Origin of the sequence: Pseudomonas helmanticensis, from assembly GCF_900182985.1 — a bacterium.
Taxonomy (GTDB): Bacteria; Pseudomonadota; Gammaproteobacteria; order Pseudomonadales; family Pseudomonadaceae; genus Aquipseudomonas; species Aquipseudomonas helmanticensis.
On sequence record NZ_FXUY01000001.1, the window covers coordinates 4,855,409 to 4,881,775 of the forward strand.

Annotated in this window: 22 protein-coding genes; 10 read left to right on the forward strand and 12 right to left on the reverse strand. The window is 59.3% G+C overall.

Features of this window, described 5'->3' with window-relative positions:
• Positions 1 to 229 precede the first annotated feature (229 nt).
• A complete protein-coding gene (gene metK, locus QOL84_RS21705) occupies positions 230 to 1,420 on the reverse strand; it encodes a methionine adenosyltransferase (protein WP_008081040.1) in 1,191 nt (396 codons plus the stop codon).
• 18 nt (positions 1,421 to 1,438) lie between these two features.
• A complete protein-coding gene (locus tag QOL84_RS21710; protein ID WP_129395866.1) occupies positions 1,439 to 2,434 on the reverse strand; it encodes an ArsR/SmtB family transcription factor in 996 nt (331 codons plus the stop codon).
• 271 nt (positions 2,435 to 2,705) lie between these two features.
• Between QOL84_RS21710 and tkt the strand changes: the two genes are divergently transcribed.
• From tkt to fba, 6 genes are all read left to right on the forward strand, one after another.
• A complete protein-coding gene (gene tkt, locus QOL84_RS21715) occupies positions 2,706 to 4,703 on the forward strand; it encodes a transketolase (RefSeq protein WP_283438503.1) in 1,998 nt (665 codons plus the stop codon).
• Positions 4,704 to 4,863: 160 nt separating this feature from the next.
• A complete protein-coding gene (gene epd, locus QOL84_RS21720; RefSeq protein WP_093429868.1) occupies positions 4,864 to 5,916 on the forward strand; it encodes an erythrose-4-phosphate dehydrogenase in 1,053 nt (350 codons plus the stop codon).
• Between the two features lie 12 nt (positions 5,917 to 5,928).
• Positions 5,929 to 7,092, forward strand: coding sequence for a phosphoglycerate kinase (locus QOL84_RS21725; RefSeq protein ID WP_008081033.1), 1,164 nt, complete (start codon positions 5,929 to 5,931; stop codon positions 7,090 to 7,092).
• Between the two features lie 34 nt (positions 7,093 to 7,126).
• Positions 7,127 to 7,348 carry a hypothetical protein gene (locus QOL84_RS21730; RefSeq protein WP_007913756.1) on the forward strand — a complete coding sequence of 74 codons (222 nt, stop codon included), beginning with the start codon at positions 7,127 to 7,129 and terminating at the stop codon, positions 7,346 to 7,348.
• A gap of 57 nt (positions 7,349 to 7,405) precedes the next feature.
• Positions 7,406 to 7,738: an MliC family protein gene (locus QOL84_RS21735; RefSeq protein ID WP_283438504.1), complete on the forward strand. Its 333-nt coding sequence runs from the start codon at positions 7,406 to 7,408 to the stop codon at positions 7,736 to 7,738.
• A 252-nt stretch (positions 7,739 to 7,990) separates the two neighbouring features.
• A complete protein-coding gene (fba, locus tag QOL84_RS21740; RefSeq protein WP_007913760.1) occupies positions 7,991 to 9,055 on the forward strand; it encodes a class II fructose-bisphosphate aldolase in 1,065 nt (354 codons plus the stop codon).
• 78 nt (positions 9,056 to 9,133) lie between these two features.
• Here fba and QOL84_RS21745 read toward each other — a convergent pair whose 3' ends face one another.
• The 3 genes from QOL84_RS21745 to QOL84_RS21755 all read right to left on the reverse strand — a co-directional run bounded on the left by QOL84_RS21745 (position 9,134) and on the right by QOL84_RS21755 (position 11,555).
• Positions 9,134 to 10,333 (reverse strand): type II toxin-antitoxin system HipA family toxin, encoded by a 1,200-nt coding sequence (locus tag QOL84_RS21745; RefSeq protein ID WP_283438505.1) that lies wholly within the window; start codon positions 10,331 to 10,333, stop codon positions 9,134 to 9,136.
• Positions 10,330 to 10,581 carry a helix-turn-helix domain-containing protein gene (locus QOL84_RS21750; RefSeq protein WP_236427370.1) on the reverse strand — a complete coding sequence of 84 codons (252 nt, stop codon included), beginning with the start codon at positions 10,579 to 10,581 and terminating at the stop codon, positions 10,330 to 10,332. Before QOL84_RS21750 ends, QOL84_RS21745 begins: the two co-directional genes overlap by 4 nt.
• Positions 10,582 to 10,886: 305 nt before the next feature.
• Entirely contained in the window at positions 10,887 to 11,555 is a 669-nt protein-coding gene (locus tag QOL84_RS21755; RefSeq protein WP_283438506.1) for a polysaccharide lyase family 7 protein, read from the reverse strand.
• A gap of 322 nt (positions 11,556 to 11,877) precedes the next feature.
• Here QOL84_RS21755 and QOL84_RS21760 point away from each other — a divergent pair, with 322 nt between their 5' ends.
• The 3 genes from QOL84_RS21760 to QOL84_RS21770 all read left to right on the forward strand — a co-directional run bounded on the left by QOL84_RS21760 (position 11,878) and on the right by QOL84_RS21770 (position 14,912).
• Positions 11,878 to 14,001 carry a putative bifunctional diguanylate cyclase/phosphodiesterase gene (locus tag QOL84_RS21760; protein WP_283438507.1) on the forward strand — a complete coding sequence of 708 codons (2,124 nt, stop codon included), beginning with the start codon at positions 11,878 to 11,880 and terminating at the stop codon, positions 13,999 to 14,001.
• A 45-nt stretch (positions 14,002 to 14,046) separates the two neighbouring features.
• A complete protein-coding gene (locus QOL84_RS21765) occupies positions 14,047 to 14,538 on the forward strand; it encodes a M48 metallopeptidase family protein (RefSeq protein ID WP_129395859.1) in 492 nt (163 codons plus the stop codon).
• Between the two features lie 77 nt (positions 14,539 to 14,615).
• Positions 14,616 to 14,912, forward strand: a complete 297-nt coding sequence (locus QOL84_RS21770) for a winged helix-turn-helix domain-containing protein (protein ID WP_007913779.1) — start codon at positions 14,616 to 14,618, stop codon at positions 14,910 to 14,912.
• 97 nt (positions 14,913 to 15,009) lie between these two features.
• Here the strand turns inward: QOL84_RS21770 and QOL84_RS21775 are convergent, their stop codons facing one another.
• The gene (locus tag QOL84_RS21775) at positions 15,010 to 15,462 is read right to left on the reverse strand and encodes a GNAT family N-acetyltransferase (RefSeq protein ID WP_283438508.1); all 453 of its coding nucleotides are present in this window, start codon (positions 15,460 to 15,462) and stop codon (positions 15,010 to 15,012) included.
• A gap of 256 nt (positions 15,463 to 15,718) precedes the next feature.
• On the opposite strand from QOL84_RS21775, the gene QOL84_RS21780 reads away from it, so the two are divergent.
• Positions 15,719 to 16,456, forward strand: a complete 738-nt coding sequence (locus QOL84_RS21780) for a substrate-binding periplasmic protein (protein WP_283438509.1) — start codon at positions 15,719 to 15,721, stop codon at positions 16,454 to 16,456.
• 112 nt (positions 16,457 to 16,568) lie between these two features.
• Here QOL84_RS21780 and yccS read toward each other — a convergent pair whose 3' ends face one another.
• The 6 genes from yccS to QOL84_RS21810 all read right to left on the reverse strand — a co-directional run bounded on the left by yccS (position 16,569) and on the right by QOL84_RS21810 (position 26,348).
• The gene (yccS, locus tag QOL84_RS21785) at positions 16,569 to 18,761 is read right to left on the reverse strand and encodes a YccS family putative transporter (RefSeq protein ID WP_283438510.1); all 2,193 of its coding nucleotides are present in this window, start codon (positions 18,759 to 18,761) and stop codon (positions 16,569 to 16,571) included.
• A gap of 232 nt (positions 18,762 to 18,993) precedes the next feature.
• A complete protein-coding gene (locus tag QOL84_RS21790; RefSeq protein ID WP_283438511.1) occupies positions 18,994 to 20,172 on the reverse strand; it encodes a BaiN/RdsA family NAD(P)/FAD-dependent oxidoreductase in 1,179 nt (392 codons plus the stop codon).
• 131 nt (positions 20,173 to 20,303) lie between these two features.
• A complete protein-coding gene (gene dbpA, locus QOL84_RS21795; RefSeq protein WP_122594732.1) occupies positions 20,304 to 21,689 on the reverse strand; it encodes an ATP-dependent RNA helicase DbpA in 1,386 nt (461 codons plus the stop codon).
• 311 nt (positions 21,690 to 22,000) lie between these two features.
• Complete coding sequence (gene mdtD, locus QOL84_RS21800) at positions 22,001 to 23,428, reverse strand: multidrug transporter subunit MdtD (RefSeq protein WP_129395854.1); 1,428 nt, start codon at positions 23,426 to 23,428, stop codon at positions 22,001 to 22,003.
• A gap of 140 nt (positions 23,429 to 23,568) precedes the next feature.
• Entirely contained in the window at positions 23,569 to 24,906 is a 1,338-nt protein-coding gene (locus QOL84_RS21805) for a TldD/PmbA family protein (protein WP_283438512.1), read from the reverse strand.
• Positions 24,906 to 26,348, reverse strand: a complete 1,443-nt coding sequence (locus tag QOL84_RS21810) for a TldD/PmbA family protein (protein WP_283438513.1) — start codon at positions 26,346 to 26,348, stop codon at positions 24,906 to 24,908. Before QOL84_RS21810 ends, QOL84_RS21805 begins: the two co-directional genes overlap by 1 nt.
• Positions 26,349 to 26,367: the final 19 nt, after the last annotated feature.

Below are 26,367 nucleotides of genomic sequence, written 5' to 3' on the forward strand. Positions count from 1 at the left end.
CAGGGAAGGTATTTGAAGGCTAGTCGGGATTTCGGGCAGGGGTGGGCAGGTGTTTTTCGGGGTGTTTCGACGGCTGAAGATCAAAAGATCGCAGCCTGCGGCAGCTCCTACATTGGCATGCGGATATCTGTACGAACTGCCGCAGGCGGCGATCTTTTGATCTGGCAGCCATGAAAAAGCCCCGCACGGCGCGAACCGTGCGGGGCTTTTGGGTACCGCCGGGGAAATATTACAGACCAGCGGCAGCGCGCAGGGCGTCGGCGCGGTCGGTTTTTTCCCAGGTGAACGTGGTGAAGGTGTCTTCGCCAACAGTCTTGGTCTCTGGCGTGCGACCGAAGTGGCCGTACGCTGCAGTTTCCTGGTACATCGGGTGCAGCAGATCAAGCATGGTGGTGATTGCGTATGGACGCAGGTCGAACACTTCACGGACCAGTTTGACGATCTTGTCGTCGCTGATCTTGCCGGTGCCGAAGGTGTTCAGCGAGATCGAAGTAGGCTGAGCAACACCGATCGCGTAGGAAACCTGAATCTCGCAACGCTCGGCCAGGCCGGCAGCGACGATGTTCTTGGCAACATAACGGCCAGCGTAGGCAGCCGAACGGTCAACCTTCGATGGATCTTTACCGGAGAACGCGCCGCCGCCGTGACGGGCCATGCCGCCGTAGCTGTCGACGATGATCTTGCGACCGGTCAGACCGCAGTCACCTACCGGGCCGCCAATGATGAACTGGCCGGTCGGGTTGATGTGGAACTGGGTGTCTTTGCTCAGCAGTTCGGCAGGCAGCACGTGCTTGACGATCAGCTCCATCACGCCTTCGCGCAGGTCTTTGTACGACACTTCAGGGTTGTGCTGGGTCGACAGAACAACCGCGTCGATACCGACAACCTTGCCGCCTTCGTAACGGCAAGTCACTTGCGACTTGGCGTCCGGACGCAGCCAAGGCAACAGACCCGATTTACGGGCTTCGGCCTGGCGCTGTACCAGCTGGTGCGAGAAGGTGATCGGTGCAGGCATCAAAACGTCGGTTTCGTTGCTGGCGTAACCGAACATCAGGCCCTGGTCGCCGGCGCCCTGATCTTCAGGCTTGGCACGGTCAACACCCTGGTTGATGTCCGGGGACTGCTTGCCGATGATGTTCATCACGCCGCAGGTCGCGCCGTCGAAGCCGACGTCGGAGCTGTTATAGCCGATGTCGAGAATCACGTTACGCACGATCTCTTCCAGATCGACCCAAGCGCTGGTGGTGACTTCACCGGCAACGATGGCCACGCCAGTCTTGACCAGGGTTTCCACGGCAACGCGTGCGTGTTTGTCCTGGGTAATGATGGCGTCCAGCACCGCATCGGAAATCTGGTCGGCGATTTTGTCCGGATGCCCTTCGGACACGGACTCGGAGGTGAAGAGGGAGTATTCGCTCATCTCGATGTTTTCCTGAATTTACCGATGGTGAGTGTCGCCAGTCGGTCGCTGAAAGTGGCGAACCTGAATCTGGAAACCATTACGTAAGCCTACATAGAGGCTTTCCCCGGGAACGAGTCCCGCAGCGGTGGCCCAACGGGCCAAATCGTCCTGTTCAAACCCCAACCACAGATCACCGCAGGCCTCCCTGGCCCAACTCTGGTTGTGGCTACATAACTCTGTCACGAGCAAGCTACCGCCCGGTTGCAGCAGGTCGGCCATGTGCTTGAGCGCATCGGCCGGCGCGGCGAAATGGTGCAACACCATGTTCAACACCACGCAATCGGCTTGAAGGCTTGTGCCATTCAATGCATCGGCCAATTGCAGGCTGACGTTAGCCAGCTGTTCACGTTCGCATACCTGACGCGCCAGTTCGAGCATCGCCGGGCTGTTGTCCAGCGCGGTGACGGCGTGGAAGCGACGCGCCAGTTCCGGCAGAAAAGCACCATCGCCGGGGCCGACTTCAATGGCCGTGGCAGCACCATCGAAGTTCAGTTTGTCGAGCAGGGCCAGCACACTTTCGCGGTACTGCGGCAGGCCTGCGATCAAATCCTGCTGGGCGCGAAATTTCTCCGCGACCCTTGCGAAAAAGTCCTGACTGGCCGCGGCGCGTTGGCCATGAACCTGCTCGATGCGCGCTTGCACATCGTCAGGCAGCGTCAGGTTGTCGACTTCTTCTAACAACGCCGCGTGCAACTTGCCGCCCAACAGATCGGTGTGGGGCAGGGCGCGGCGATAAAAGATCGCGTTGCCTTCGCGGCGCGTCGCCACCAGGTCGGCTTGTGCCAGTACCTTGAGATGGTGACTCATGCCGGACTGACCCATACCGAAGATCTGCGCCAGCTCCAGAACCCCAAACGAATCGTTGGCCAGCGCGCGCAATACATTCAGCCGCAGCGGATCGCCGCCGGCCTTGCACAGGGCCGCCAGCTCGTCGCAATCGTCATGGCGAATGGAAGGCACACGTAAGTTCATAGGGCTGGCAGTCTAGAGAGGGGTGGAATTCATCGCAAGGGCAATATCAAAAAGTTTTGATATTGCTCGATCAATGGCGCTTTTTATTGCACTTCTCACTCGCCGGTTAACTCTACAAACGAGTAGCGGAAAGGTTTCACCAACAGAAAGCGCCGCTATCCATTGGAAAAACGCCCCCGGATGACTATCTGTCATTGCCCCGAGGCGCTCCGGTGAGGGAAAATGCCCTCCTTTTTTCCGTTTCGACTTACCAGAACCCAGGAGATCAGCGATGCCTAGCCGTCGTGAGCGTGCCAACGCCATTCGTGCCCTCAGCATGGATGCCGTGCAAAAAGCCAACAGCGGCCATCCCGGTGCCCCTATGGGTATGGCAGATATCGCCGAAGTGCTTTGGCGCGACTACCTCAAGCACAACCCGAGCAATCCATCGTTCGCCGACCGTGACCGCTTCGTGCTGTCCAACGGCCACGGCTCGATGTTGATCTACTCGCTGCTGCACCTGACCGGTTACGACCTGTCGATCGACGACCTCAAGCAGTTCCGTCAATTGCACAGCCGCACCCCGGGCCACCCGGAATTCGGTTACACCCCGGGCGTTGAAACCACCACCGGCCCGCTGGGTCAGGGTCTGGCCAACGCCGTCGGTTTCGCCCTGGCAGAGAAAGTCCTGGGCGCGCAGTTCAACCGTCCAGGCCACGACATTGTTGATCACCACACCTATGTGTTCCTGGGTGATGGCTGCATGATGGAAGGCATTTCCCACGAAGTCGCTTCCTTGGCCGGCACTCTGGGTCTGGGCAAGCTGATCGCTTTCTACGATGACAACGGCATCTCCATCGACGGCGAAGTCGAAGGCTGGTTCACCGATGACACCCCGAAGCGTTTCGAAGCCTACAACTGGCAGGTGATCCGCAACGTTGACGGTCACGACCCGGAAGAGATCAAGACCGCCATCGAAACCGCGCGCAAGAGCCCGCTGCCGACCCTGATCTGCTGCAAGACCACCATTGGTTTCGGTTCGCCGAACAAGCAGGGCAAGGAAGACTGCCACGGCGCTCCATTGGGCGACGCGGAAATCGCCCTGACCCGCAAGGCGCTGAACTGGAACTACGGCCCGTTCGAAATCCCGGCCGACATCTATGCCGAGTGGGATGCCAAAGAAAAAGGTCGCGCCGCTGAAGCCGAATGGGATCAGCGTTTCGCTGCCTACTCCGCTGCGTTCCCGACCGAAGCCAACGAACTGGTACGTCGCCTGAGCGGCGAACTGCCGGCCGACTTCTCGGAAAAAGCTTCGGCTTACATCGCTGAAGTCGCGGCCAAAGGCGAAACCATCGCCAGCCGTAAAGCCAGCCAGAACACCCTGAACGCATTCGGCCCGCTGCTGCCGGAACTGCTTGGCGGCTCCGCTGACCTGGCCGGTTCCAACCTGACCCTGTGGAAAGGTTGCAAAGGCGTCAGCGCTGAAGATGCCAGCGGCAACTACATGTACTACGGCGTGCGCGAATTCGGCATGACCGCAATCATGAACGGCGTGACCCTGCACGGCGGCCTGGTGCCTTACGGCGCGACCTTCCTGATGTTCATGGAATACGCCCGCAACGCCGTGCGCATGTCCGCGCTGATGAAGAAGCAAGTGATCCACGTCTACACCCACGACTCCATCGGTCTGGGCGAAGACGGCCCGACGCACCAGCCGATCGAGCAACTGACCAGCCTGCGTACCACACCGAACCTCGACACCTGGCGTCCAGCCGATGCCGTTGAATCGGCCGTGGCCTGGAAAAACGCGCTGGAGCGTAAGGACGGCCCTTCGGCGCTGATCTTCTCGCGTCAGAACCTGCAACACCAGGAACGCGATGCCGGCCAGATCGCCGCCATCAGCCGTGGCGGTTATGTACTGAAGGACTGCGCAGGCGAGCCTGAGCTGATCCTGATTTCGACCGGTTCGGAAGTCGGTCTGGCGGTTCAGGCTTACGACAAGCTGACCGAGCAGGGCCGCAAGGTGCGTGTGGTTTCCATGCCGTGCACCAGCGTGTTCGATGCTCAGGATGCGGGCTACAAGCAAGCCGTGCTGCCGTTGCAAGTCAGCGCACGTATCGCCATCGAAGCGGCACACGCCGACTTCTGGTTCAAGTACGTGGGTCTGGAAGGTCGCGTGATCGGCATGACCACTTACGGCGAATCGGCTCCGGCTTCGGCACTGTTCGAAGAGTTCGGCTTCACCCTGGAAAACATCCTGGGTCAGGCTGAAGAGCTGCTGGAAGACTAAGCAGTACGAATGCGGTGGCCCCAGCCACCGCATTCCCCTGTAGGAGCTGCCGGAGGCTGCGATCTTTTGATCTTGATCTTAAAAAAACAGGATCAAAAGATCGCAGCCTCCGGCAGCTCCTACAGGGGGTTGTGTTGTAGCGAATATTATCGAGAACCCCATGCCTCAACCGCGTCCTTACAAAGTTGCACTCAACGGCTACGGCCGGATTGGTCGTTGCGTCTTGCGTGCGTTGTTTGAGCGAGGCGAGAAAGCCGGGTTTGAAATTGTCGCGATCAACGACCTGGCCGACATGGCCAGCATCGAATACCTGACACGCTTCGACTCCACCCATGGCCGCTTTCCTGGCGAGGTGCGAGTAGAAGGCGATTGTCTGCATATTAATGGTGACTGCGTGAAGGTTCTGCGCAGTGCCACCCCCGAAGGCATTGATTGGGCGTCGCTGGGCGTCGATCTGGTGCTTGAGTGTTCCGGTGCCTATAACACCCGTGAAGACGGCCAGCGCTTTCTCGACGCCGGCGCACCACGCGTGTTGTTCTCGCAGCCGATGGCCAGCGAGGCAGATGTCGACGCCACCATCGTCTACGGCGTCAATCAGGATTGCCTGACCGGCGACGAACTCTTGGTGTCCAACGCCTCCTGCACCACCAACTGCGGCGTGCCGCTGTTGCGCTTGCTCGACAAGGCGATCGGCCTCGATTACGTGTCGATCACCACGATTCACTCGGCGATGAACGATCAGCCAGTGATCGACGCCTATCATCACGAAGACCTGCGCCGCACCCGTTCGGCGTTCCAGTCGGTGATCCCGGTGTCCACCGGTCTGGCGCGCGGTATCGAGCGCCTGCTGCCGGAACTTGCCGGGCGAATTCAGGCCAAAGCCGTACGCGTGCCGACGGTCAACGTGTCCTGCCTCGACATCACGATGCAGACCGCCACCGCGACCGACGCCAACGAAGTCAACCGGATCCTGCGCGAGGCTGCCACCAGTGGTCCGCTCAAAGGCCTGCTCGCCTATACCGAGCTGCCGCACGCCAGTTGTGATTTCAACCATGACCCACATTCGGCCATCGTCGATGCCAGTCAGACCCGTGTTTCCGGCCCCAAGCTGGTGAACATCCTGGCCTGGTTCGACAACGAATGGGGTTTTGCCAACCGAATGCTGGACGTTGCAGAACACTATCTGCAAACAGCAACTTCAAAAAAACCGTAGGAAGTGCGACCCATGACCGTGTTGAAGATGTCCGACCTCGATCTGCAAGGTAAGCGCGTATTGATCCGCGAAGACCTCAACGTCCCAGTCAAGGACGGTGTTGTCACCAGCGACGCGCGTATCCTGGCTTCGCTGCCGACCATCAAGCTGGCCCTGGAAAAAGGCGCGGCCGTGATGGTCTGCTCGCACCTTGGCCGTCCGACCGAAGGCGAGTTCTCCGCCGAGAACAGCCTCAAGCCAGTCGCTGACTACCTGAGCAAGGCGCTGGGCCGTGAAGTGCCGCTGGTGGCTGATTACCTCGGTGGCGTTGACGTCAAGGCCGGCGACATCGTGCTGTTCGAAAACGTGCGCTTCAACAAAGGCGAGAAAAAGAACGCTGACGAACTGGCCCAGCAATACGCTGCCCTGTGCGACGTGTTCGTGATGGACGCTTTCGGCACCGCTCACCGTGCCGAGGGTTCGACCCACGGCGTGGCCAAGTTCGCCAAAGTAGCGGCCGCTGGTCCACTGCTGGCCGCTGAACTGGATGCACTGGGCAAAGCGCTGGGCGCGCCGGCTCAGCCAATGGCGGCCATCGTTGCCGGCTCCAAGGTGTCGACCAAACTCGACGTGCTGAACAGCTTGAGCCAGATCTGCAATCAACTGATCGTCGGCGGCGGCATCGCCAACACCTTCCTCGCGGCGGCCGGTCACCCGGTAGGCAAATCGCTGTACGAACCGGATCTGCTCGACACCGCGCGCGCTATCGCTGCCAAAGTCAGCGTGCCGTTGCCGGTTGACGTTGTGGTTGCCAAAGAATTCGCTGAAACCGCCGAAGCCACCGTCAAGCTGATCGCTGACGTTGCTGCCGACGACATGATTCTGGACATCGGTCCGCAAACCGCAGCCAACTTCGCCGAACTGCTGAAGTCGTCGAAAACCATTCTGTGGAACGGCCCGGTCGGCGTGTTCGAATTCGACCAGTTCGGCAATGGCACCAAAGTGCTGGCCCAGGCGATCGCTGAAAGCTCGGCGTTCTCCATTGCTGGCGGTGGCGACACCCTGGCCGCGATCGATAAATATGGCGTGGCTGAGCAAATCTCCTACATTTCCACCGGTGGTGGCGCGTTCCTCGAATTCGTCGAGGGCAAAGTGCTGCCAGCCGTTGAAGTCCTGGAAAGCCGGGCCAAGGCCTGAGGCCGCCCGTTTGGCCAGGCAAAGGAGTGTTTACATGGTCAAGTCGTTAGCACTGTTGTTGCTGACCGGTACGCTTGCGGCCTGCGGGAGTAACCCGAAGGCCGAAGCGACGCCGGCACCGAGCGAGTCGCAGAAGGGCTGCTATCAGGCCGACTGGCAGGCCGAAACCAACCCGGTGCTGAACAAGCGATCCGGGCCGGACGGTCTGGACAAATACGAGACGCAAACCCCGGCCAAGGAACATGGTTGTCCTTGACGGGTCTGACTCTTTAACTCAGGGCTGGCGGCGTGCGCCGTCAGTCGAGGAACACGGATGAAAGGCTTGATCGCCATTGCGGCATTGGCATTGTTGGGCGGTTGCGCGCAGTTGAACCTGTTTCAGTCGTCTACCCCGGCAGATAACTGGACCACCTGGACCTGCGACAGCCAGGCCAAAGTGCTGTGGCGCTACGCCGACGCCGGCCAGAAGGAAGTCGACGTTCGACTGGGTGGCGGTGATCAGGTCTATCGCCTGAAAGAAGAGCCGGGCGCCTCGGGCACGCTGTACAGCGACGGCATGCTGGCGTTTCACGTCAAGGGTGACGAAGGCCTGGTGTACTGGGTCGCCACCAATGACCTGATCGGCCGCGGCTGCAAGGCGCAATAACTGACACACCGCAGGCCCATTGTAGGCCTTCGCCTGCTCGCGATAGCGGTATGACAGTCGCTGCAATATTGACTGCAAGATGGCTATCGCGAGCAGGCTCACTCCTACAGGGGTTCTGCGCAGTTCTGAAGAATTGGCTTTATCGAATCACCAGACCGGGCCTCGACCCCCGATCTGCAATCACTTGAATAGCCGCCGCCGCTCCGGCAGGCTGGCACGATTAACGACCCTCAACCGGGAGAGACACACACAATGGCACTTATCAGCATGCGCCAGATGTTGGACCACGCAGCCGAGTTCGGCTACGGCGTTCCAGCCTTCAACGTCAACAATCTTGAGCAGATGCGCGCCATCATGGAAGCCGCTGACAAGACTGACTCCCCGGTGATCGTTCAGGCTTCGGCCGGCGCTCGCAAATACGCCGGCGCACCATTCCTGCGTCACCTGATCCTGGCCGCGATCGAAGAATTCCCGCACATCCCGGTGTGCATGCACCAGGACCACGGCACCAGCCCTGACGTCTGCCAGCGTTCGATTCAACTGGGCTTCAGCTCGGTAATGATGGACGGCTCGCTGGGCGAAGACGGCAAGACCCCGACCGACTACGACTACAACGTCCGCGTTACCCAGCAAACCGTGGCCATGGCTCACGCCTGCGGCGTATCGGTAGAAGGCGAGCTGGGCTGCCTGGGTTCGCTGGAAACCGGCATGGCCGGTGAAGAAGACGGCATCGGCGCCGAAGGCGTTCTGGATCACAGCCAAATGCTGACCGACCCGGAAGAAGCCGCTGACTTCGTCAAGCGCACCCAAGTCGATGCTTTGGCCATCGCCATCGGCACCAGCCACGGCGCCTACAAGTTCACCAAGCCACCTACCGGTGACGTGCTGGCGATCGACCGCATCAAGGAAATCCACAAACGCATCCCGAACACCCACCTGGTGATGCACGGTTCGTCCTCGGTGCCACAAGAGTGGCTGGCGATCATCAACCAGTACGGCGGCGACATCAAAGAAACCTACGGCGTACCGGTTGAAGAAATTGTCGAAGGCATCAAGTACGGCGTGCGCAAAGTCAACATCGACACCGACCTGCGCCTGGCGTCCACCGGTGCGATGCGTCGCCTGATGGCCACCAACCCAAGCGAATTCGACCCACGTAAATTCTTCGGCGCCACCGTGACCGCGATGCGTGATGTGTGTATCGCTCGTTATGAAGCGTTCGGTACTGCCGGTAATGCTTCGAAGATCAAACCGATCTCGCTGGAAGCGATGTATCAGCGGTATTTGAAGGGTGAGTTGAACGCTAAGGTGAACTAAGCCTGAGTGTTAACTAGCGTTATGAAAAACCCGCCGAGAGGCGGGTTTTTTTGCAGCTGCGATTTTTGGAGGTAAAAGCTATCCAAAAGTGAGAGCAAAGTGTGAGGCGGATTGCTGGATGGCAATGATCACATGGGGCGCTTGTTCTCGATATTCGGGGTAGCGCTTAAGCACGGATTCAACCGCCGTCAGCATTCGTTGAATGCGCTCCTTGGGTTGCTCGATCCCGCAGGTTTCTGCGAACTCCAAAACTCCTTGTCGCGAGGCAAACATTGATTTGTTACCTGCCAGATCCAGTGCCAAAACATCTTCGGGAATATACGCCGTGGTGTTGACGATGTCGTAGGCCGGGGCCAGACGTGCATCCCGTTGCGTTGGATTGGAATAGAGCAAGCCGAAGTTTTTCAAATGGGCATCGCCGTTGCCAACAATGCAGCTCAGGGCGACAGTATCGAAGAGTTGGTCGAGGGAAGAGCTTACATTTTCCGCCGGACAGAACACTCGGATTGCCTTGGCGATTGCCGCATAGCTTTTGCTGTACTTCTGATTGGCTGAAAGCCCCATCAGTACCGCCATGTCTTCAAAGCCTATTGGATTGAACTGGTCGTCGCGATCAAAACGACGCATGACAAATAGCTTGCCGTTGTTTGAAAGGTAAAAAGGAGGCACGGGGATGCCTGCCTCTTTGGCCATGGACATGCACAGGAACTCATTGATCGCCAGCCCCGGAAATTCATCGCGACCACTTTTGATGATCAGATCCGAAGTTTTCGAGGTCACTCGGGGTAATTCAATTCCGTTCTGCTCCGGTACCAGCACCTTGGGCTGAACACCTGAAATGCCAGCTCGAAGGATGTAGCGATCTAGAAGGTCGGCGAAGATATCTTCTGTACCGTCCCAGGTCAGAATCTCATCAAGCTTCTCTCCTGGAAATTGTTGTTCCTCCAGCAAGGAATCAACTGTTTCAGAGCGCACTTGAACTCGGCCAATGGGCGAAGAGCTGCCGGAGAGCGCCAGTAAAAGCATCGGGTCGACATTTACGGTTTTGGCCAAGCGATTGCGCAATTGCTCAAGCACGTAGCCTTCCGGCAGATTCATCTGGAAGACAGGGTGCAGCTCACGCCGACGAAATTCGTCATGCCGTACGGGCATCGACAAGCTGATTGCCGTAGCAGGCAACGCATCTGCGTGATATCGGAACGTAAAATCTTCGGTATCGCTGAAAATCCAGCCGCTGTTCCCCTCAGGGGTGCTGACCTGGAGCGAGGACATTTTCATTCGAATAAATCCCCAAGCTCTTCAAGGGTTGGCATGGCGGCTGGAACGACGGCGAGTTCACAATCCAGCGCACCCAAAACACGTGCATACGCGATCATGCCGACGGATAAAGTGCCTTTCTCTACTGCGATGACTTTGTGCCGTGTCAGCCCAGCCAAGTCGGCAAGCTGTGCTTGCGTCAGGCCGCGATTTATACGTTTTTCACGTAACTGAGCGCCGAGACGGCTAATCAATAGGGAATAATCCATGTGTCGTTACCGTGACATTTAAGATTTAATGTAGCGTATACGGAACACTTTATCCATTTGTCAGTGATGACTCTTTTTCGTCACTGCGATGACAGAAAAGACTACGGCCCATTTGAACCCCTGTAGGAGTGAGCCTGCTCGCGATGGCGGTGGATCAGTCAGCACAGATGCTGGATGTTGGTCCGTCATCGCGAGCAGGCTCACTCCTACAGTTGGATCGGATGTGAACCGTAGGAAATCGGCTGGCTTTGAGGCCGTCATCGTTGGCAAGCCAACTCCCACAGGGTTTGGGGGGCTCGGCGAAGTTATTTATCGTGATCGATGTCGAGTTTGGAGAAGGTTACCTGGCCACCTTCACTGGTATATCCGGTGTTGTCCTGCACATAAACCCCGGCCTTGAAGTACAACGGCTTGTTACGCCACGTCGCGCTGATTTGTGAATCCCATTGATAACCCGCCGCGCTGATGCCGAGCGCACCGCCGGGGCTGAGGTGAATGAGGTAGTTGAATTCGTTGTCCAGTTTGATCCCGGTAGCCAAGGTGATGACGCGGCTTTCGTCATCGTCCGGGTGCATGCGGACTTTGATCACCAGGTTGCCGGTCTCGATTTTGGTCTTGTATTGGTATTCAAGTTTGACCAGCGGTTTCTGGCTTTCATAGGCGTGGATCTGGCCAATGACGATCTTGCCCGAACTCGGCACTTTGTTGACCGTGACCGTCGCGCGCAGCAAGTTGTCGGCGTCGGGGTAATACCAGTTGCGCAGCGTGCCGTTGCTATAGGTTTCGCGCAGTTCGGTGCGCGGGTAGATGGCGTTTTCGGTTTTTGACCCGGTAACCGGTGACCAGAAAAACAAGGTGCCGGTGTCGGAATGAAAGTACTGATCCTTGAAACCTTTGACCAGTTTGGAGGTTTCGACGGTGTATGGCGGGCTGCCGACGGGAACGCTGAGGTTCCAGGTTGCGAGATCGATCATGTCGGTTCTTCCACTCGATTCATCCTGAACGCGGGTGCCAGAAGCTCTAGTCCGCGCCTTTTGGGGGCGGCCTTTATAAGCGTAGAGGGATTTTTTGTTAATGCCCGTTTGGCAGATGATTGGCGTCAACATCCTGTCGAAATGCCATCTTTCCCGGTTTTCGGGGGCTGTAGCGGTGACCGTTAGTCGGCTAAACAAGGCATTGGCTAAATGATGGCGCGATGACAGCTTCTGCTTTTTCAGATCACGGACTAGAGTGATGGCTCAGTATGTGTACGGTTTTTACCGGAAACCGACCTGAATTCCCGACAAGAGAAGCAGCATGGAATGCGCGCAACCCCAGCCAGGTGAAGGCAGCTCTGTCCTATTGATCGTTGATGATTACCCTGAAAACCTGATCAGCATGCGCGCGTTGCTGCAGCGTCAGGATTGGCAGGTCATCACCGCTGCCTCCGGTTTCGAGGCGCTCAGCCTGTTGCTCGAACATGACGTCGATCTGGTGCTGCTGGATGTGCAGATGCCGGGCATGGACGGTTTCGAGGTCGCGCGGCTGATGCGCGGCAGCCAGCGCACACGCCTGACCCCGATCATTTTCCTCACCGCCAATGAGCAATCCCAGGATGCCGTGATCAAGGGCTATGCCAGTGGTGCGGTGGATTACCTGTTCAAACCGTTCGATCCGCAGATTCTCAAGCCCAAAGTGCAGGCATTGCTGGAGCACCAGCGTAATCGTCGCGCCTTGCAGCGTTTGAGTCATGACCTGGAAGTGGCGCGTGCCTTTAATGCCTCGGTGCTGGATAACGCCGCCGAGGGGATTCTGGTGGTGGGCGAGGACGGTTTGATCCGCTTCGCCAATCCGGCAATTTCGCGTCTGCTCAATGCGCCGGTCAAGGAGCTGGAGGGTAAGGAGTTTCTCGATTACCTGCAGAAACCGCATGTTCCGTTGTGGGCCGATTCCGATTTTTACGCCAGCTACAAACGTGGCGAAACATTAAGACTGCACGACGCATTATTGCGTACCGCGCCCGGCCAGCAGGTGCCAGTGGCCTTGTCCTGCGCGGCGCTACCCACAGAACAACACGCGATGGTGGTGACGGTTCTCGACATGTCGGTAGTGCGCCACCTGCACCAACAGCTCGAGTTCCAGGCCGTGACCGATCCGCTGACCGGGTTGCTCAATCGCCGAGGCTTTTACCAGACTGTGGAAAACCTGCTGCTGCGCGGTGAGCGCAGCGACAGCAGTTGGGTTCTGCTGTATCTGGACCTCGACGGTTTCAAACGGGTCAACGACTCATTAGGCCACGATGCCGGCGACCGTGTATTGCGTTGGGTTTCCGAGCAATTGAAGGCGTGCCTGCGCCCGTTCGACATTCTTGCGCGCATGGGCGGCGATGAATTCACCGCTTTGCTGGATCTGGAATTCCCGGAGCAGGCAGCGAAGATCGCCGAGAAACTCATCGAGCGTGTGTCGATCTGTCAGCAAATCGAGGGGCTGGATATCGCCCTTGGTGCGAGCATCGGCATTGCCACGTATCCGGATTGCGGTTCGAATCTCGACGGTTTGCTGCGTGCGTCCGACATTGCCATGTACGAAGCCAAGCGCGCCGGGCGTCAGCAATATCGCTTCTACGATCATGAAATGAACGGTCGCGCCCGTTCGCGCTTGATGCTTGAAGAAAGCGTGCGCACGGCCATCGAAAATCGCGATTTCAATCTGGTCTATCAGCCGCAGGTGGCGATCGACACGGGTCAGATACGCGGGTTTGAAGCGTTGTTGCGCTGGCAGCATCCCAGCGTCGGCGATGTGCCGCCGGGGCTTTTCCTGCCGTTGCTGGAAGAAGCGCGGCTGATCAGTCGGCTCGGCAGCTGGATCTATCATCGTGGCGCCGGCCAGCGCAAAGCCTGGGAAACCCTGTTTGCCGAGGATCTGGTGCTCGGCGTGAGTTTGAGCAACACCCAGTTCAGCCTGCCGAATCTGGTCACCGAGTTGCGCCAGGTCATGGAGCGGCACGCGCTGCAGCCGCGACAGCTGGAGGTCGAAGTTACCGAAGAAGCCTTGATGCAAAACCCTGACGAAACCCGCAAGCAGCTGCGTCTGCTGCGCAATCTCGGGGTGCGCGTGGCGCTCGACGACTTCGGTTCAGGGCCTTGCTCGCTGGCGCATTTGCGCGACCTTGAGCTGGATACGCTGAAGCTTGATCGGCATCTCATTGCGCGATTGCCGGACTCTGCGCGGGATGCGTCGCTGGTGAGTACCGTGATCAACCTGTGCAAACAATACGGTTTGCTGGTGATCGCCGAAGGCGTCGAAACCATTGAGCAATATCAGTGGTTGCAAGCCCACGGCTGTGAGTACGTGCAAGGTTTCCTTGTCGCGCGGCCATTGATCGCCGAAGACGCCGCGACCTTCGCCGAGCCCTTCGACTGGAGCGCGCTGCCCGGTTGAATTCGCTACACTGGCGCACCTTTTTTCGAACCGTGTCGCCCGTCCATGACTGTGTTGAAGTACCTCCAGGCCTATCCCGCGCAATTACAGGATCAGGTGCGCCAACTGATCGCCGAAGGGCGCTTGGGTGATTACCTCAATCAGCGTTATTCGGGACGGCACGATGTGCAGAGCGACAAGGCGCTGTACAGCTACGCGCTGGACCTGAAACAGGAATACCTGCGCAACGCGCCGGCCATCGATAAAGTGCTGTTCGACAACCGTCTCGACCTGACCCACCGCGCGCTGGGCCTGCACACCACGGTGTCGCGGGTGCAGGGCGGCAAGCTTAAGGCCAAGAAAGAGATTCGTATCGCCTCGTTGTTCAAGGAGGCTGCGCCGGACTTTTTGAAAATGATCGTCGTGCACGAACTGGCGCACTTCAAAGAGTCGGATCACAACAAGGCGTTTTATAAATTGTGCGAGCACATGCTGCCGGGGTATCACCAGGTCGAGTTCGATCTGCGCGTGTACCTGACCTGGCGCGACATGCAATAAACATCAAAAAATCACCACCCCTGTAGGCGCTGTCGCAGGCTGCGATCTTTTGACTTTCTAATCAACGGGGCCCATGCATGGACGTAAGCAAGACCAAAAGCAGTTTCTACCGCCGCCTCTACGTCGCCTACCTGATCGACAGCGGTCTGGCCCCGAGCGTGCCGACGCTGACCGAAGTCACCGGCATGCCCCGACGCACGGCGCAGGACACGATTGCGGCGTTGGCGGATCTGGATATCGTCTGTGAATTCGAGCAGGAAGAGGGCGCGCGTAATCACGCCGGGCGCTATCGGATTCGCGAGTGGGGGGCGATTGATCGCGGGTGGATCGAGCGCAATTTGCGGCAGATCAAGGCAGTTCTTGAATATCCCTGAGTCCTGCGGCGCCTGAGCTGACGCCTTCGCGAGCAGGCTCGCTCCCACAGTTGGAATGCGTTTCCCTGTGGGAGCGAGCCTGCTCGCGAAGGGGCACTTAAGGGCGACGCATCCCGATATGCGGAATGTCATCCTCCAGATATTCCTCACCTGCGACGACAAACCCGTACTTGCCGTAATACCCCTGCAAATGCGCCTGCGCCGACAGATAGATCGGCACTTGCGGCCAATGCTTCTCGGCCTGTTTCAGCGCTTGCTCCATCATTTCGTGCCCGAGCCCTTTGCCACGCCCCTGCGGTGCGGTAATCACGCGGCCGATCACCACGTCACCGCCCTGAGACTCCGGATCAAGCAGGCGCAGGTACGCCATCAACTGGTCATCCTCCCAACCCATCAAATGGTAGGTATCACCTTCCAGATCCTGGCCGTCGAGGTCCGGGTAGGCGCATTTCTGTTCGACCACGAACACGTCCGAACGCAGTTTCAACAGCGCATACAGCTGTTCCTTGCCCAAGTCGCTGTGATGTTTGCAGATCCACTCGATTGTCATTTGCCGATTCCTTGAACAGATCGCCCGATACTAAGCGCAGACGTCGAGGATGTCTGTATGGCGTAAGAGTCTGTGACAAAGATCAAAATGCCATCATTCCTTTCTCGCGATGCAGGGTTCTTTGTGTAATCTGCTGGAGAGCGCTGTGCACTGACTGCAATGAGCTAATGTTAGGGCCTGGGTTTTGCCGGTAAGGGGCCTTGGGGTTTTGACTGAAAACACGCCGGGCATTTCCGCCCGCTAAGGATTTTCAAGCATGCCGCGATTGCATCGAGCCTTTGCTTTGATCGGATTGCTGTTGCTGAGTCAAAGCGCTGCAGCGGAAAAGCTGCGGCTGGTGTTTGATATCTGGCCGCCCTTTACCGATGACACACTGGTCAATGGTGGCCTGGCCACCGACATTGTCAGCACCGCGCTGGCCCGGGCCGGTTACGCCAGCGATTATGAACAAGTGCCTTGGGCGCGGGCGCTGCTGGGGGTTGGCGAAGGGCGTTACGACGTGTTGGTCAACGCCTGGTACAACGACGAGCGCACGAAGCTCGGGCAGTTTTCCGCTGAGTATCTGCTCAACCGCATCCGCTTTCTGAAGCGCAAAGACACGCCGCTCGACTATTCCAGCTTGCAGCAACTGCACACCTATCCGATTGCCGTTGTGCGCGGTTATGCCTATTCGGCGCCGTTCGACGCCGACACGGCGTTGCAGAAAGTCCCTGTGCATAACTTCGCCATGGCCGTGCGCATGCTTGCGGCGGATCGGGTCAAGTTGACGCTGGAGGATGAGTATGTCGCGAAGTATTACCTGGCGCGCGAATCCGCCAAGGTGCGCAACGCGGTGGAGTTTTTGCCCAAGCCGTTGAGCGAGAACAGCCTGCACATATTGGTCAGCCTGAAGAATCCGCAACATGAGCAGATTGTCGCGGGGTTTGATAAGGCGATTGCGGCGATGAAGGCGGATGGCAGTTATGATCGGCTGCTTCGCCAGCATGGGATGTGAGGGATAATCCAGAATCTTCGGTGCGGCAGATGGCCCCATCGCGAGCAGGCTCATTCCTACAATTTGGAATGCGATCCCCTGTAGGCGTGAGCCTGCTCGCGATGACTCCCTGTCAGCCAGCACTAACCTCACTGGTGTCCTTGATCAGGTGCGCCGCCAAGGTACGCAAGGGGCCCAACTGCCGACAAATCAACGCCAATTGCGTCTGCACCAACCGCTGCCCTTCATCAATCTCGTCGGCCATTTGTTCCAGCTCATTGGCCAGCGCTTCTTCTTCGTCACTCTGAATCGCAATAGGCTCTTTGCTCGCCAGACCTTGAGCAATTTCATCGATACTCGCCGCCAGTTTCACCCCGGCGCCATCAATCAGATGCTCGCGCACCTCCGCCGGCAACTGCGTCTCGCGATGGGCACCCAGCCCTGACAGATAACTCAACAAGGTGTGCGACAGCACCAGGAAGCGGAAACCCACGTCCGCTTCCTTCCTGAAATGCCCCGGCTCCATGAGCATGTTCGCCAGCGTCGTCGACAGCGCGGCGTCGGCGTTGTGCGCATTGCGTCGCGCCAGTCGGTAGGCGAGATCATCACTTTTGCCTGCGGCGTATTGCTGCATGATCTGCCGTAGATAGATGCTGTTGCAGGTCAGGGTGTTGGCCAGCACTTTGTTCAGGCGTCGACCCTGCCAGTCCGGCAGGAACAGCAACACGGTCAACCCTGCGATCAGGCTGCCGAGCAAGGTATCGAACAGCCGTGGCAGGAACAGCCCGTAACCATCGCCGACCTGGTTGAAGCAGAACAGCACCATGATGGTGATCGCCGCCGTCGCCAGGGTGTAACGGGTGGTGCGGTTGGTGAAGAACACCACGCCGGCGGCGATGGCGAAACACGACTGCACCAGCGGGCTCGGGAACAGATCGAACAACGCCCACGCCACGGTCAGGCCGATGGCCGTGCCGAAGATCCGCTGACCGAGTTTGCGTCGGGTCGCGCCGTAGTTCGGCTGGCAGACGAACAGTGTGGTGAGGATGATCCAGTAACCTTGCGACGGGTGAATCAAGTGCACCATGCCGTAGCCGATACTCAATGCCAGCGGCAGGCGCAGGGCATGACGGAAGAGCAAAGAGGTCGGCGTCAGTTGTGTGCGCAGGCGAATCCAGACGTCCTTGAAGTTGCGCGGTGAGCGGTCGAGCAGGCTGCTGTCGGTGGCATCGGCCAGGGCGTCCGGGTTGCTTGCGTCACTGAGCAAGCGGTCGAGCGTGCCGAGGTTGGCCGCCAGTGCGCGCAGCGAACGCAGCAGGCCGCGCCAGGCCGGGTTGCTCTGGATGCGCAGGTGTTCGAGAGAGGCGTCGAGGTCGCTCAGGGCTTCGGCGAAACTCGCGTCGTAAATGAACGGCTGACGCATCTGGATCGATTCGGCCAATGCGCGGCAGGCCTTGCCTTGCTGGCGCAGCAGGCGCTGGCAGCGGAACAGCACGTCACTGTGGAAAAACGCATCAGCGAGGGCGTTGTACGGATAGTGCGAAGAACTGGCGCGTTCGTGGATGTCCTGAGCGAGGAAGTACAGCTTCAGGTAACGGCTGACTTTCGAGCCGGGACGACCGTTGCCGACCCGGTGCAGGATGATTTCCTTGGCACTGTTCAGAGCCGCCACCACGCGACCGTTTTGCTGGGCCAGTTCCAGACGTCGCGCTTCGACGTCCATCTGCCTAATCGGTTCGAACAGCGAGGATTTCAGCTTCAAGTAAAAGCCCAGTTCGCGGAACAGTCGCGCCAGACTTTGCTGCACCGGTTGATTGGAAAACAGCGCCTGCCACAGCACCGAGAGCAAGCCGTACCACGCGGCACCGGCGACCAGCAGCATCGGTTCATGCCAGAAATCGGTGACCGCGCCACCGCGCTGATCGACGCCGATCATGGTGTACACCGACAGAATCAGCGTCGCCGAAGCAATCGCCCCGTAACGCTCGCCGAGCGCGCCGAGCATGGTCAGGCCGAAACTCGCCAGCGCCAGGGCGATGGCAAACACGATGGGGTAGGGGAAGAGCAATTCCACCGACAGCGCAGCGATGCTGAAGCACACCAGCGTCACGGCGAGGGCATTGAGGCGGCCCTGCCAACTGTCGTCGGTTTCGGCCAGGGCGCTGGCGATAATCCCCAGGAACAACGGGATTAACAGGCCCATTTCATCCTGATACCAACACAGCGCCATGCTGCCGGTCAGGGCGATGAACACCCGCACGCTGTAGCTGAATTTATCCAGCGCCCACAGGCGCCGCAAAGACTGACGAAACGAGGTCGAGGACATGAAGTGCGAAGGCCTTCCGAGGCGATGCCGCTAAATTGAGCCAGTAATGACGCCGACGCAATGGCGGCGATCACATCTGACAGCAAAAAGTGTTCCTTGATCGCCCGCTACCCCCTGTAGGAGCTGCCGAAGGCTCGGGCCGCGATCGGACGATCTTTTGATCCTGTTTTTCAAGATCAAGATCAAAAGATCGCAGCCTGCGGCAGCTCCTACAGGGGGAGTGTTGTTTCGGTCAGGCGTACTGCGCTGCAGCGTAGCCGGAGGCCCAGGCCCACTGGAAGTTGAAGCCGCCCAGGTGGCCGGTGACGTCGAGCACTTCGCCGATAAAGTACAGGCCGGGGCTTTTCAGCGATTCCATAGTCTTGGAGGATACTTCGCGGGTATCGACGCCGCCGAGTGTTACCTCGGCCGTGCGATAACCTTCAGTCCCCGCCGGTACGACTTTCCAGCTGCCGAGCTTCTCGGCGATCTCCGCCAGCTCAGCATGGGTGTACTGCTTCATCGGCTTGGACACGAACCAGTTGTCCGCGAGCAGATTGGCCATCTTCTTGGTGAAAATCTCTCCAAGCAGGGTTTTCAATTCACTGTTCGGACGCTCGGCTACTTGCTCTTGCAGCCAGCTCGCCGCGTCGTGATCCGGCAGCAGGTTGATCTCCACCGTATCGCCAGATTCCCAGAACGAGGAAATCTGCAAAATCGCCGGGCCGCTGAGGCCGCGGTGCGTAAACAGGATGTTCTCGCGAAAGCTCTGATCGTTGCAGCTGACCAGACAATCCACCGACGTCCCGGACAGCTCGGTGCACAATTCCTTGAGCTGATCAGTGATAGTGAACGGCACCAGCCCGGCGCGGGTCGGCAGCAATTCATGGCCGAACTGCTTGGCCACCTGATAACCAAAACCAGTGGCGCCCAGCGTCGGAATCGACAACCCACCAGTGGCGATCACCAGCGACTGGCACTGGACTTGGCCGAGAGTAGTGTCGAGCAGGTAACCGTTCTCGACTTTCTCGATGGTCTGGATCGACGTGTCGAGGTGCAGCTCGACGCCGACCTGATCGCACTCGGTCAGGAGCATTTCGAGGATGTCGCTGGATTTGTTATCGCAGAACAGCTGGCCGAGTTTTTTCTCGTGGTACGGCACGGCGTGTTTGCCGACCATGCCGATGAAATCCCACTGGGTATAACGCGCCAGTGCAGATTTGCAGAAGTGGGCATTCTGCGAGAGGAAATTGCTCGGCTCGGTGTACATGTTGGTGAAATTGCAGCGGCCACCGCCCGACATCAGGATTTTCTTGCCGGCCTTGTTCGCGTGGTCGAGCAGCAACACCTGACGCCCACGCCCGGCGGCGGTCAGTGCACACATCAACCCAGCGGCGCCAGCGCCAATGATCACGACTTCGGTAGAGCGCAAAACGGTGTCCTCACACAATGATCGTTCCCACGCTCTGCGTGGGAATGCCGCCATGGACGCTCTGCGTCCGTTGTTATGTGACGCGGAGCGTCACGGGATGCATTCCCACGCAGAGCGTGGGAACGATCAGGTCAGAGGATGCGTACGCGCAGCGAACGGCCTTTGATCTTGCCGTCGTTCAGGCGCTGCAAGGCTTGCATGGCGACGGTGCGGTCAACGGCCACGTACGCCTGGAAGTCGAAGATCGCGATCTTGCCAACCTGTGCACCCGGAATACCGGCATCGCCAGTCAGTGCGCCAAGAATGTCGCCCGGACGCACTTTGTCTTTACGGCCAGCGCCGATGCACAGCGTGGTCATCGGCGGCTGCAGCGGCGCGAGGCCCTGGGACTTGAGGTTATCGACCTGATCCCAGTTCAGCGGCGACTTCTGCAGTTGCTCGATGGCCTGCGCGCGATGCGCTTCACCCGGAGCAACCAGGCTGATCGCGATGCCTTTTTCGCCAGCGCGACCGGTACGGCCAACGCGGTGAATGTGGATTTCCGAATCGCGGGCCAACTCGACGTTGATCACCATGTCCAGTGCATCGATGTCCAGACCACGGGCGGCGACGTCGGTGGCGACCAGTACCGAAGTACTGCGGTTGGCAAACATCGCCAATACCTGATCGCGATCACGCTGTTCCAGATCGCCGTGCAGGCCGACGGCGGAAATGCCTTTGGCGGTCAGGTGATCAACGGTTTCCTGCACTTGCTGCTTGGTGAAGCAGAACGCCACGCAGGACGCCGGACGGAAGTGGTGCAGGACTTTGGTCACGACGCCCATACGATCTTCCGGGGAGATCTCGTAGAAACGCTGCTCGATCTGCGTGTCATCGTGGAATGCTTCGGCTTTCACCGTTTGCGGATCACGCATGAACTTGGAGGCCAGTTGCTTGATGCCCACCGGGTACGTGGCGGAGAACAGCAGGGTCTGGCGACGTTCCGGGGTCTTGACGATGATGTCTTCGATGGCGTCGTAGAAACCCATGTCGAGCATGCGGTCGGCTTCGTCGAGGATCAGCGTGTTCAGGCCGTCGAGGACCAGCGAACCCTTGCGCAGGTGCTGCTGGATACGGCCCGGGGTGCCGACGATGATGTGCGCGCCGTGTTCCAGCGAAGCGATTTGCGGGCCAAAGGACACGCCGCCGCACAGGGTCAGGACCTTGATGTTGTCTTCGGCACGGGCCAGACGACGGATTTCCTTGGCGACCTGGTCGGCCAGCTCACGCGTCGGGCAGATCACCAGCGCTTGGCAACCGAAGTAGCGCGGGTTGATCGGGTTCAACAGGCCGATACCGAAGGCGGCAGTCTTGCCGCTGCCGGTCTTGGCCTGGGCGATCAGGTCCATCCCCTTGAGGATCACCGGCAAGCTCTGCGCCTGGATCGGCGTCATCTGGGCATAACCGAGGGATTCGAGGTTAGCCAGCATGGCGGCGGACAGCGGCAGAGTATTAAAAGCGGTGGCGATGGTGGTCACGGGACTGGCCTGCAAAACAAAATGTCGCGCAGTGTAGCAGCCCCGTGCCACTTTCTTCGAAAGTTCTGGACGAACAGCGACTAAAACCACTGAACCCCTGTTGTGCAGGAACTCATCTGTGGCGAGGGGATTTATCCCCGTTGGGGTGCGCAGCACCCCCTATACCTGCCACCTCGGTACATCAGACCGATCGCATTCAACTTTTTGGGGCTGCTGCGCAACCCAACGGGGATAAATCCCCTCGCCACAAAAGCCTTTAGCACAAGGGCTATCATTAAAATCCCCTCCCCACAGAAACTCTTCAGCACCCATCAGTGTTCGATGTGCTCTTCCGGCCGTTTGGCGCGGCGTCCGTCTTCTTTCGACAGTTGCGAGAAGATCGTCGCCGCGAGCATCGCCATGATCCCGACGGTAACAAACGTCAGCTGGAACGCACCGAGCACGGTCTCGACGCCATCGTTGCCGACCTCCGCCGTGAACCCTCCGAGCAACGCACCGGCGCAGGCAACGCCAAGGCTCAACGACAACTGCGCCACCACCGAGAGCAAACTGTTGCCGCTACTGGCGCTCGCATCATCCAGGTCGATCAGCGTCACCGTGTTCATCGCCGTAAATTGCAGCGAGTTGATCGCCCCCAGAATTGCCAGCAGGCACAACAGCAACCAATACGGCGTCTGCTCGCTGACCAGGCCCATGCTCGCCAACATGATCCCCAGTGCCAGCGTGTTGCCGGTGAGGACGATGCGATAGCCAAGCCGCTCGATCAATGGTCGCGCCACCCACTTGGCGATCATCGCTGCAGCGGCCAGCGGCAGCATGCTCATTCCCGCTTGCGACGGCGAATAACCCAACGCCACCTGCAACAGCAGCGGCACCAGAAACGGCAACGCACCGCTGCCCAGACGCGCAAACAGGTTGCCGAGAATGCCGACGGCAAACGTGCGGGTCTTGAACAGCGACGGGGCGAACAGCGGGTTTTCGATGTGCCCGGCGCGCAACCAGTACGCCGCCAGGCAGGCCATGCCGCCGAACAGCAGCAACATCACGCGCAGGTGCGGCAGGTGCAGTTCGCCGAGGCCTTCCATGGCGATGGTGATGAGGATCATCGCCGCGCCGAATAGCAGGAAACCCAAACTATCGAAGCGAGTGCGCTCGGTGCCGCGCAGGTCGGGAATGAACTTCCACACCGCGTAGCAACCGATCACACCGACCGGCAGGTTGATCAGGAAAATCCAGTGCCACGTCAGGTACTCAACCATCCAGCCGCCCATGGTCGGGCCGATCAGCGGGCCGAGCAGGCCGGGGATGGTGATGAAACCCATGATCCGCACCAGTTCGGAGCGCGGATAAGCGCGCAGCACCACCAGTCGCCCGACCGGCAACATCAACGCGCCGCCCAAGCCCTGAATGACCCGCGCGCCGATCAGCATGCTCAGGCTGCTCGACAGTGCACAGAGCAGCGAGCCGAAGCTGAACAGCAGGATCGCGCCGAAGAAGATTTTCTTGGTGCCGAAACGGTCGGCGATCCAGCCTGAGGCGGGGATCAACAGCGCCACGGTGAGCATGTAGGAGATGACCACGCCCTGCATGCGCAACGGATCTTCGGCGAGATCGCGGGCCATGGCTGGCAGCGCAGTGTTGAGGATGGTCCCGTCGAGGGACTGCATGAAGAACGCAATGGCCACGACCCACGGCAACCAGCGGGCGGTGATGGCGTCGAGAGGCGGGCGGTTGGGCATGAAACCTCTTGTTTGTCTGTTTGATGATCGTTCCCACGCTCTGCGTGGGAATGCCTCAACGGACGCTCCGCGTCCGCTTTCGGCAGGGACGCGGAGCGTCCCGGGCTGCATTCCCACGCAGAGCGTGGGAACGATCGCTGTCAGAGAGTCAGCGTAAGTCGGCTAACCAGCGCCCCCGGCAGCAATGCTGACGAGGTATTGCGCTGGCTGTAGGTACTCGCCGACAGCAGCAACTCACGCTCGGCGGTCAACGCTTCCAGCTGCGAACCGAGCAGGCTGTAAGCGCTGTCGTCAAAACGCATGGTGCTCACCGGTGCCTGAATCTCGCCGTTCTCCACCCAGAAGGTCGCAAACCGGGTCATGCCGGTCATGCGCGCCGCCGGTTGGTCCGAGAAGTTCAGGTACCAAAGATTGCTGATGTACAACCCGGTGCCCAACTGCTTGAGGATTTCCGCTTGCGGCAGATCACCGGCGGCCATGTTCAGCGCGCTCGGCGATTCACCACCGCTGGCGCCGTTAGCCGTCAGGCCATATTCCGCGGCACTGCGTGAGCCGACCAGTTGATCGCCAGCCTTGCCCTCGACGATCAAGCGCAAATCGCTGCGCGGATAACCTTCACCGGAAAACGCCGGGCTCAGCGATTCGCTGACTTTCTCGTCCAGCGACACCAACGGGCTGAACGCCTGATCGCCGACATACAGCTTCTGCAGCGGGCTGCTTTTGCTGGCAATCGACTGCGCCGAGAAACCACCCCAGCTCAACATGCCCATGATTTCTTCCAGCGCCGCTGGTGCCAGGTACGCACGGTACTGCCCCGGCGCCAGTGTGCGCAGCGGACGCCCGAGAAATTCCAGTTGCTCGCGAGCCTGCTGGAAACGCTTGGCGAAACCTTCACTGCTCCAGTCATGCCCGGCGTAGCTGGCTTTCACCGCTTCGCCGTTGTCATGGAACAGGCTGAAATCAAAGTTGAAGCTGTTGGCCTGATGCCAGCCAAACGCCCCCGAAGAACTGGCGAAACCACGGCTGATCGGGCCGGCGGCATAAAAGCCAACCAGGTCCAGACCTTCAGCAGCAGCGCAGATTTCATCGACAACCTGTTCAGTGTCCGGCAGTGGATGTTCCTGCACGTTCTGGCTCTGCCAGCCGTTGTGGTTGAGCAGCAAATACGGATCCTGTGGCAGCAGCGGCAGGGTTTCGCGCAGTTGTTGCAAGCCTTCGGCGAGGCGTTGCAGATCGCCTTCCTGATCACCGGACAGGGTGACTTGCAGGTCGGCGTGACGCCCGTCGTTGATCAGCTTCAGAACGATGTTGGCCTGCTGCACCTGCCCAGCCTGACGCACCTTGGCGTGGTTGAAACGCACGAACGCCGAAGACTCGGCAGCGTAGCTGAGGGTGAACTGCTCTGGCTCGCGCACGCTGTCGCGCAGCCAGTTGACCATGACCTTGAAGGCGTCGGACTGACTCTTCGAAATACTCATCAGGCGTCTCCCCCAAACACATCAACGTTGCTGAATACGCAGGCCGGCGAAGCGTGGCCGACGCGGATCACCTGGTTCGGTTCGCCCTTGCCGCAGTTCGGCGTGCCCAGCACCTTGACGGTGTTGGCGTCGCCGACAGCGCGCAGGCTTTTCCAGAAGTGCGCGGAAATCGCCCGGTAGTTCGGGTTTTTTACCACGCCTTTGAGTTCACCGTTTTCGATCAACTGACCCCATTCGCAACCGAACTGGAATTTATTGCGCGCATCGTCAATCGACCACGAACGGTTGGTGCTCATCAAAATGCCGTGCTCGATGCCTTTGATCAACTGCTCAAGCGGCTGGTCGCCCGGTTCGATATTGAGGTTGGCCATGCGGTCGATCGGCGCGCGGTTCCAGCCGCAGGCGCGGCTGTTGGCGACGCCGTCCATCCCGGCACGGAACTGCGACAGTGCACCACCGAGTGGCCGCAGCAGCAGGCCTTCGCGAATCAGGAATTGTTTGTTGGCTTTAGTGCCGTCGTCGTCATGGCCGTAGCTGGCGAGTTCTTCGGGGATGCCCGGATCAAAGGTCACGTTGAGCAGTTTCGAGCCGTATTGCAGGCTGCCGAAGTCGCTGGCTTTGACGAAACTGGTGCCGGCGTAATTGCGCTCATCGCCGAGGATGCGGTCGAGTTCCAGCGGGTGGCCGATGGATTCGTGGATCTGCAGCATCATTTGATCGGGCATCAACAGCAGGTCGCGCGGGCCTTGCGGGGTGTTCGGTGCGAGCAGCAGTTGCAGCGCCTGATCGGCGACTTGCGGGCCGGCGCCGATCAGGCCGCAACGGCTGATCACGTCGGCGCTGCCCTGTTGGCCGAAGTTCTCGCGGCCGAGGCTGCGGGTCTGGCTGTCGTTGCCGTCGTAGGCGGTGACGTCGAGGCCTGGGTAGACGAAGCGCTGGGCCTGGCGCAGTTCCGCCCCGGCGCTGCTCAGGTAGATCTGTTCGACGTGGGTGATGCCGATGCTCACTTCCCAGTTCACCAGGCGCTCATCCTTTGGCACCGAGGCGGATTCCGCGCCGAGCAGCTCGAAGCATTCGCTCAGCGACGGGAAGGGTTGTTCGAGATTGGGTGAAAAGTAATCAGCACGGTCGCTGGACACCGGCTGATCGCGCAGATCGAGCAAGGCGTGCGGCTTGAGGCGGCGAGCTTGCTGCTCGGCGCGCTCAAGCGCGGCTTGCAGGCCTTGCTGCGAGAGGTCGTTGGTCGCCGCATAGGCCTCAACGCCATTGACACGAACGGTGAGCATCGCGCCTTCGTCACGGCTCAGGCTCGGCGGTTCGGCGACGTTCTTGCGCACCGACAGGTACTGGCCGGACTCGCGTACATACCGCAGGGAAAAAAACTCAGCGCCCGTGCGCAAGGCAGCGAAGCGCTGCTTGAGCTGGGGGTGGAAATCGAACATTCGGGAACCTCCTTGTAAG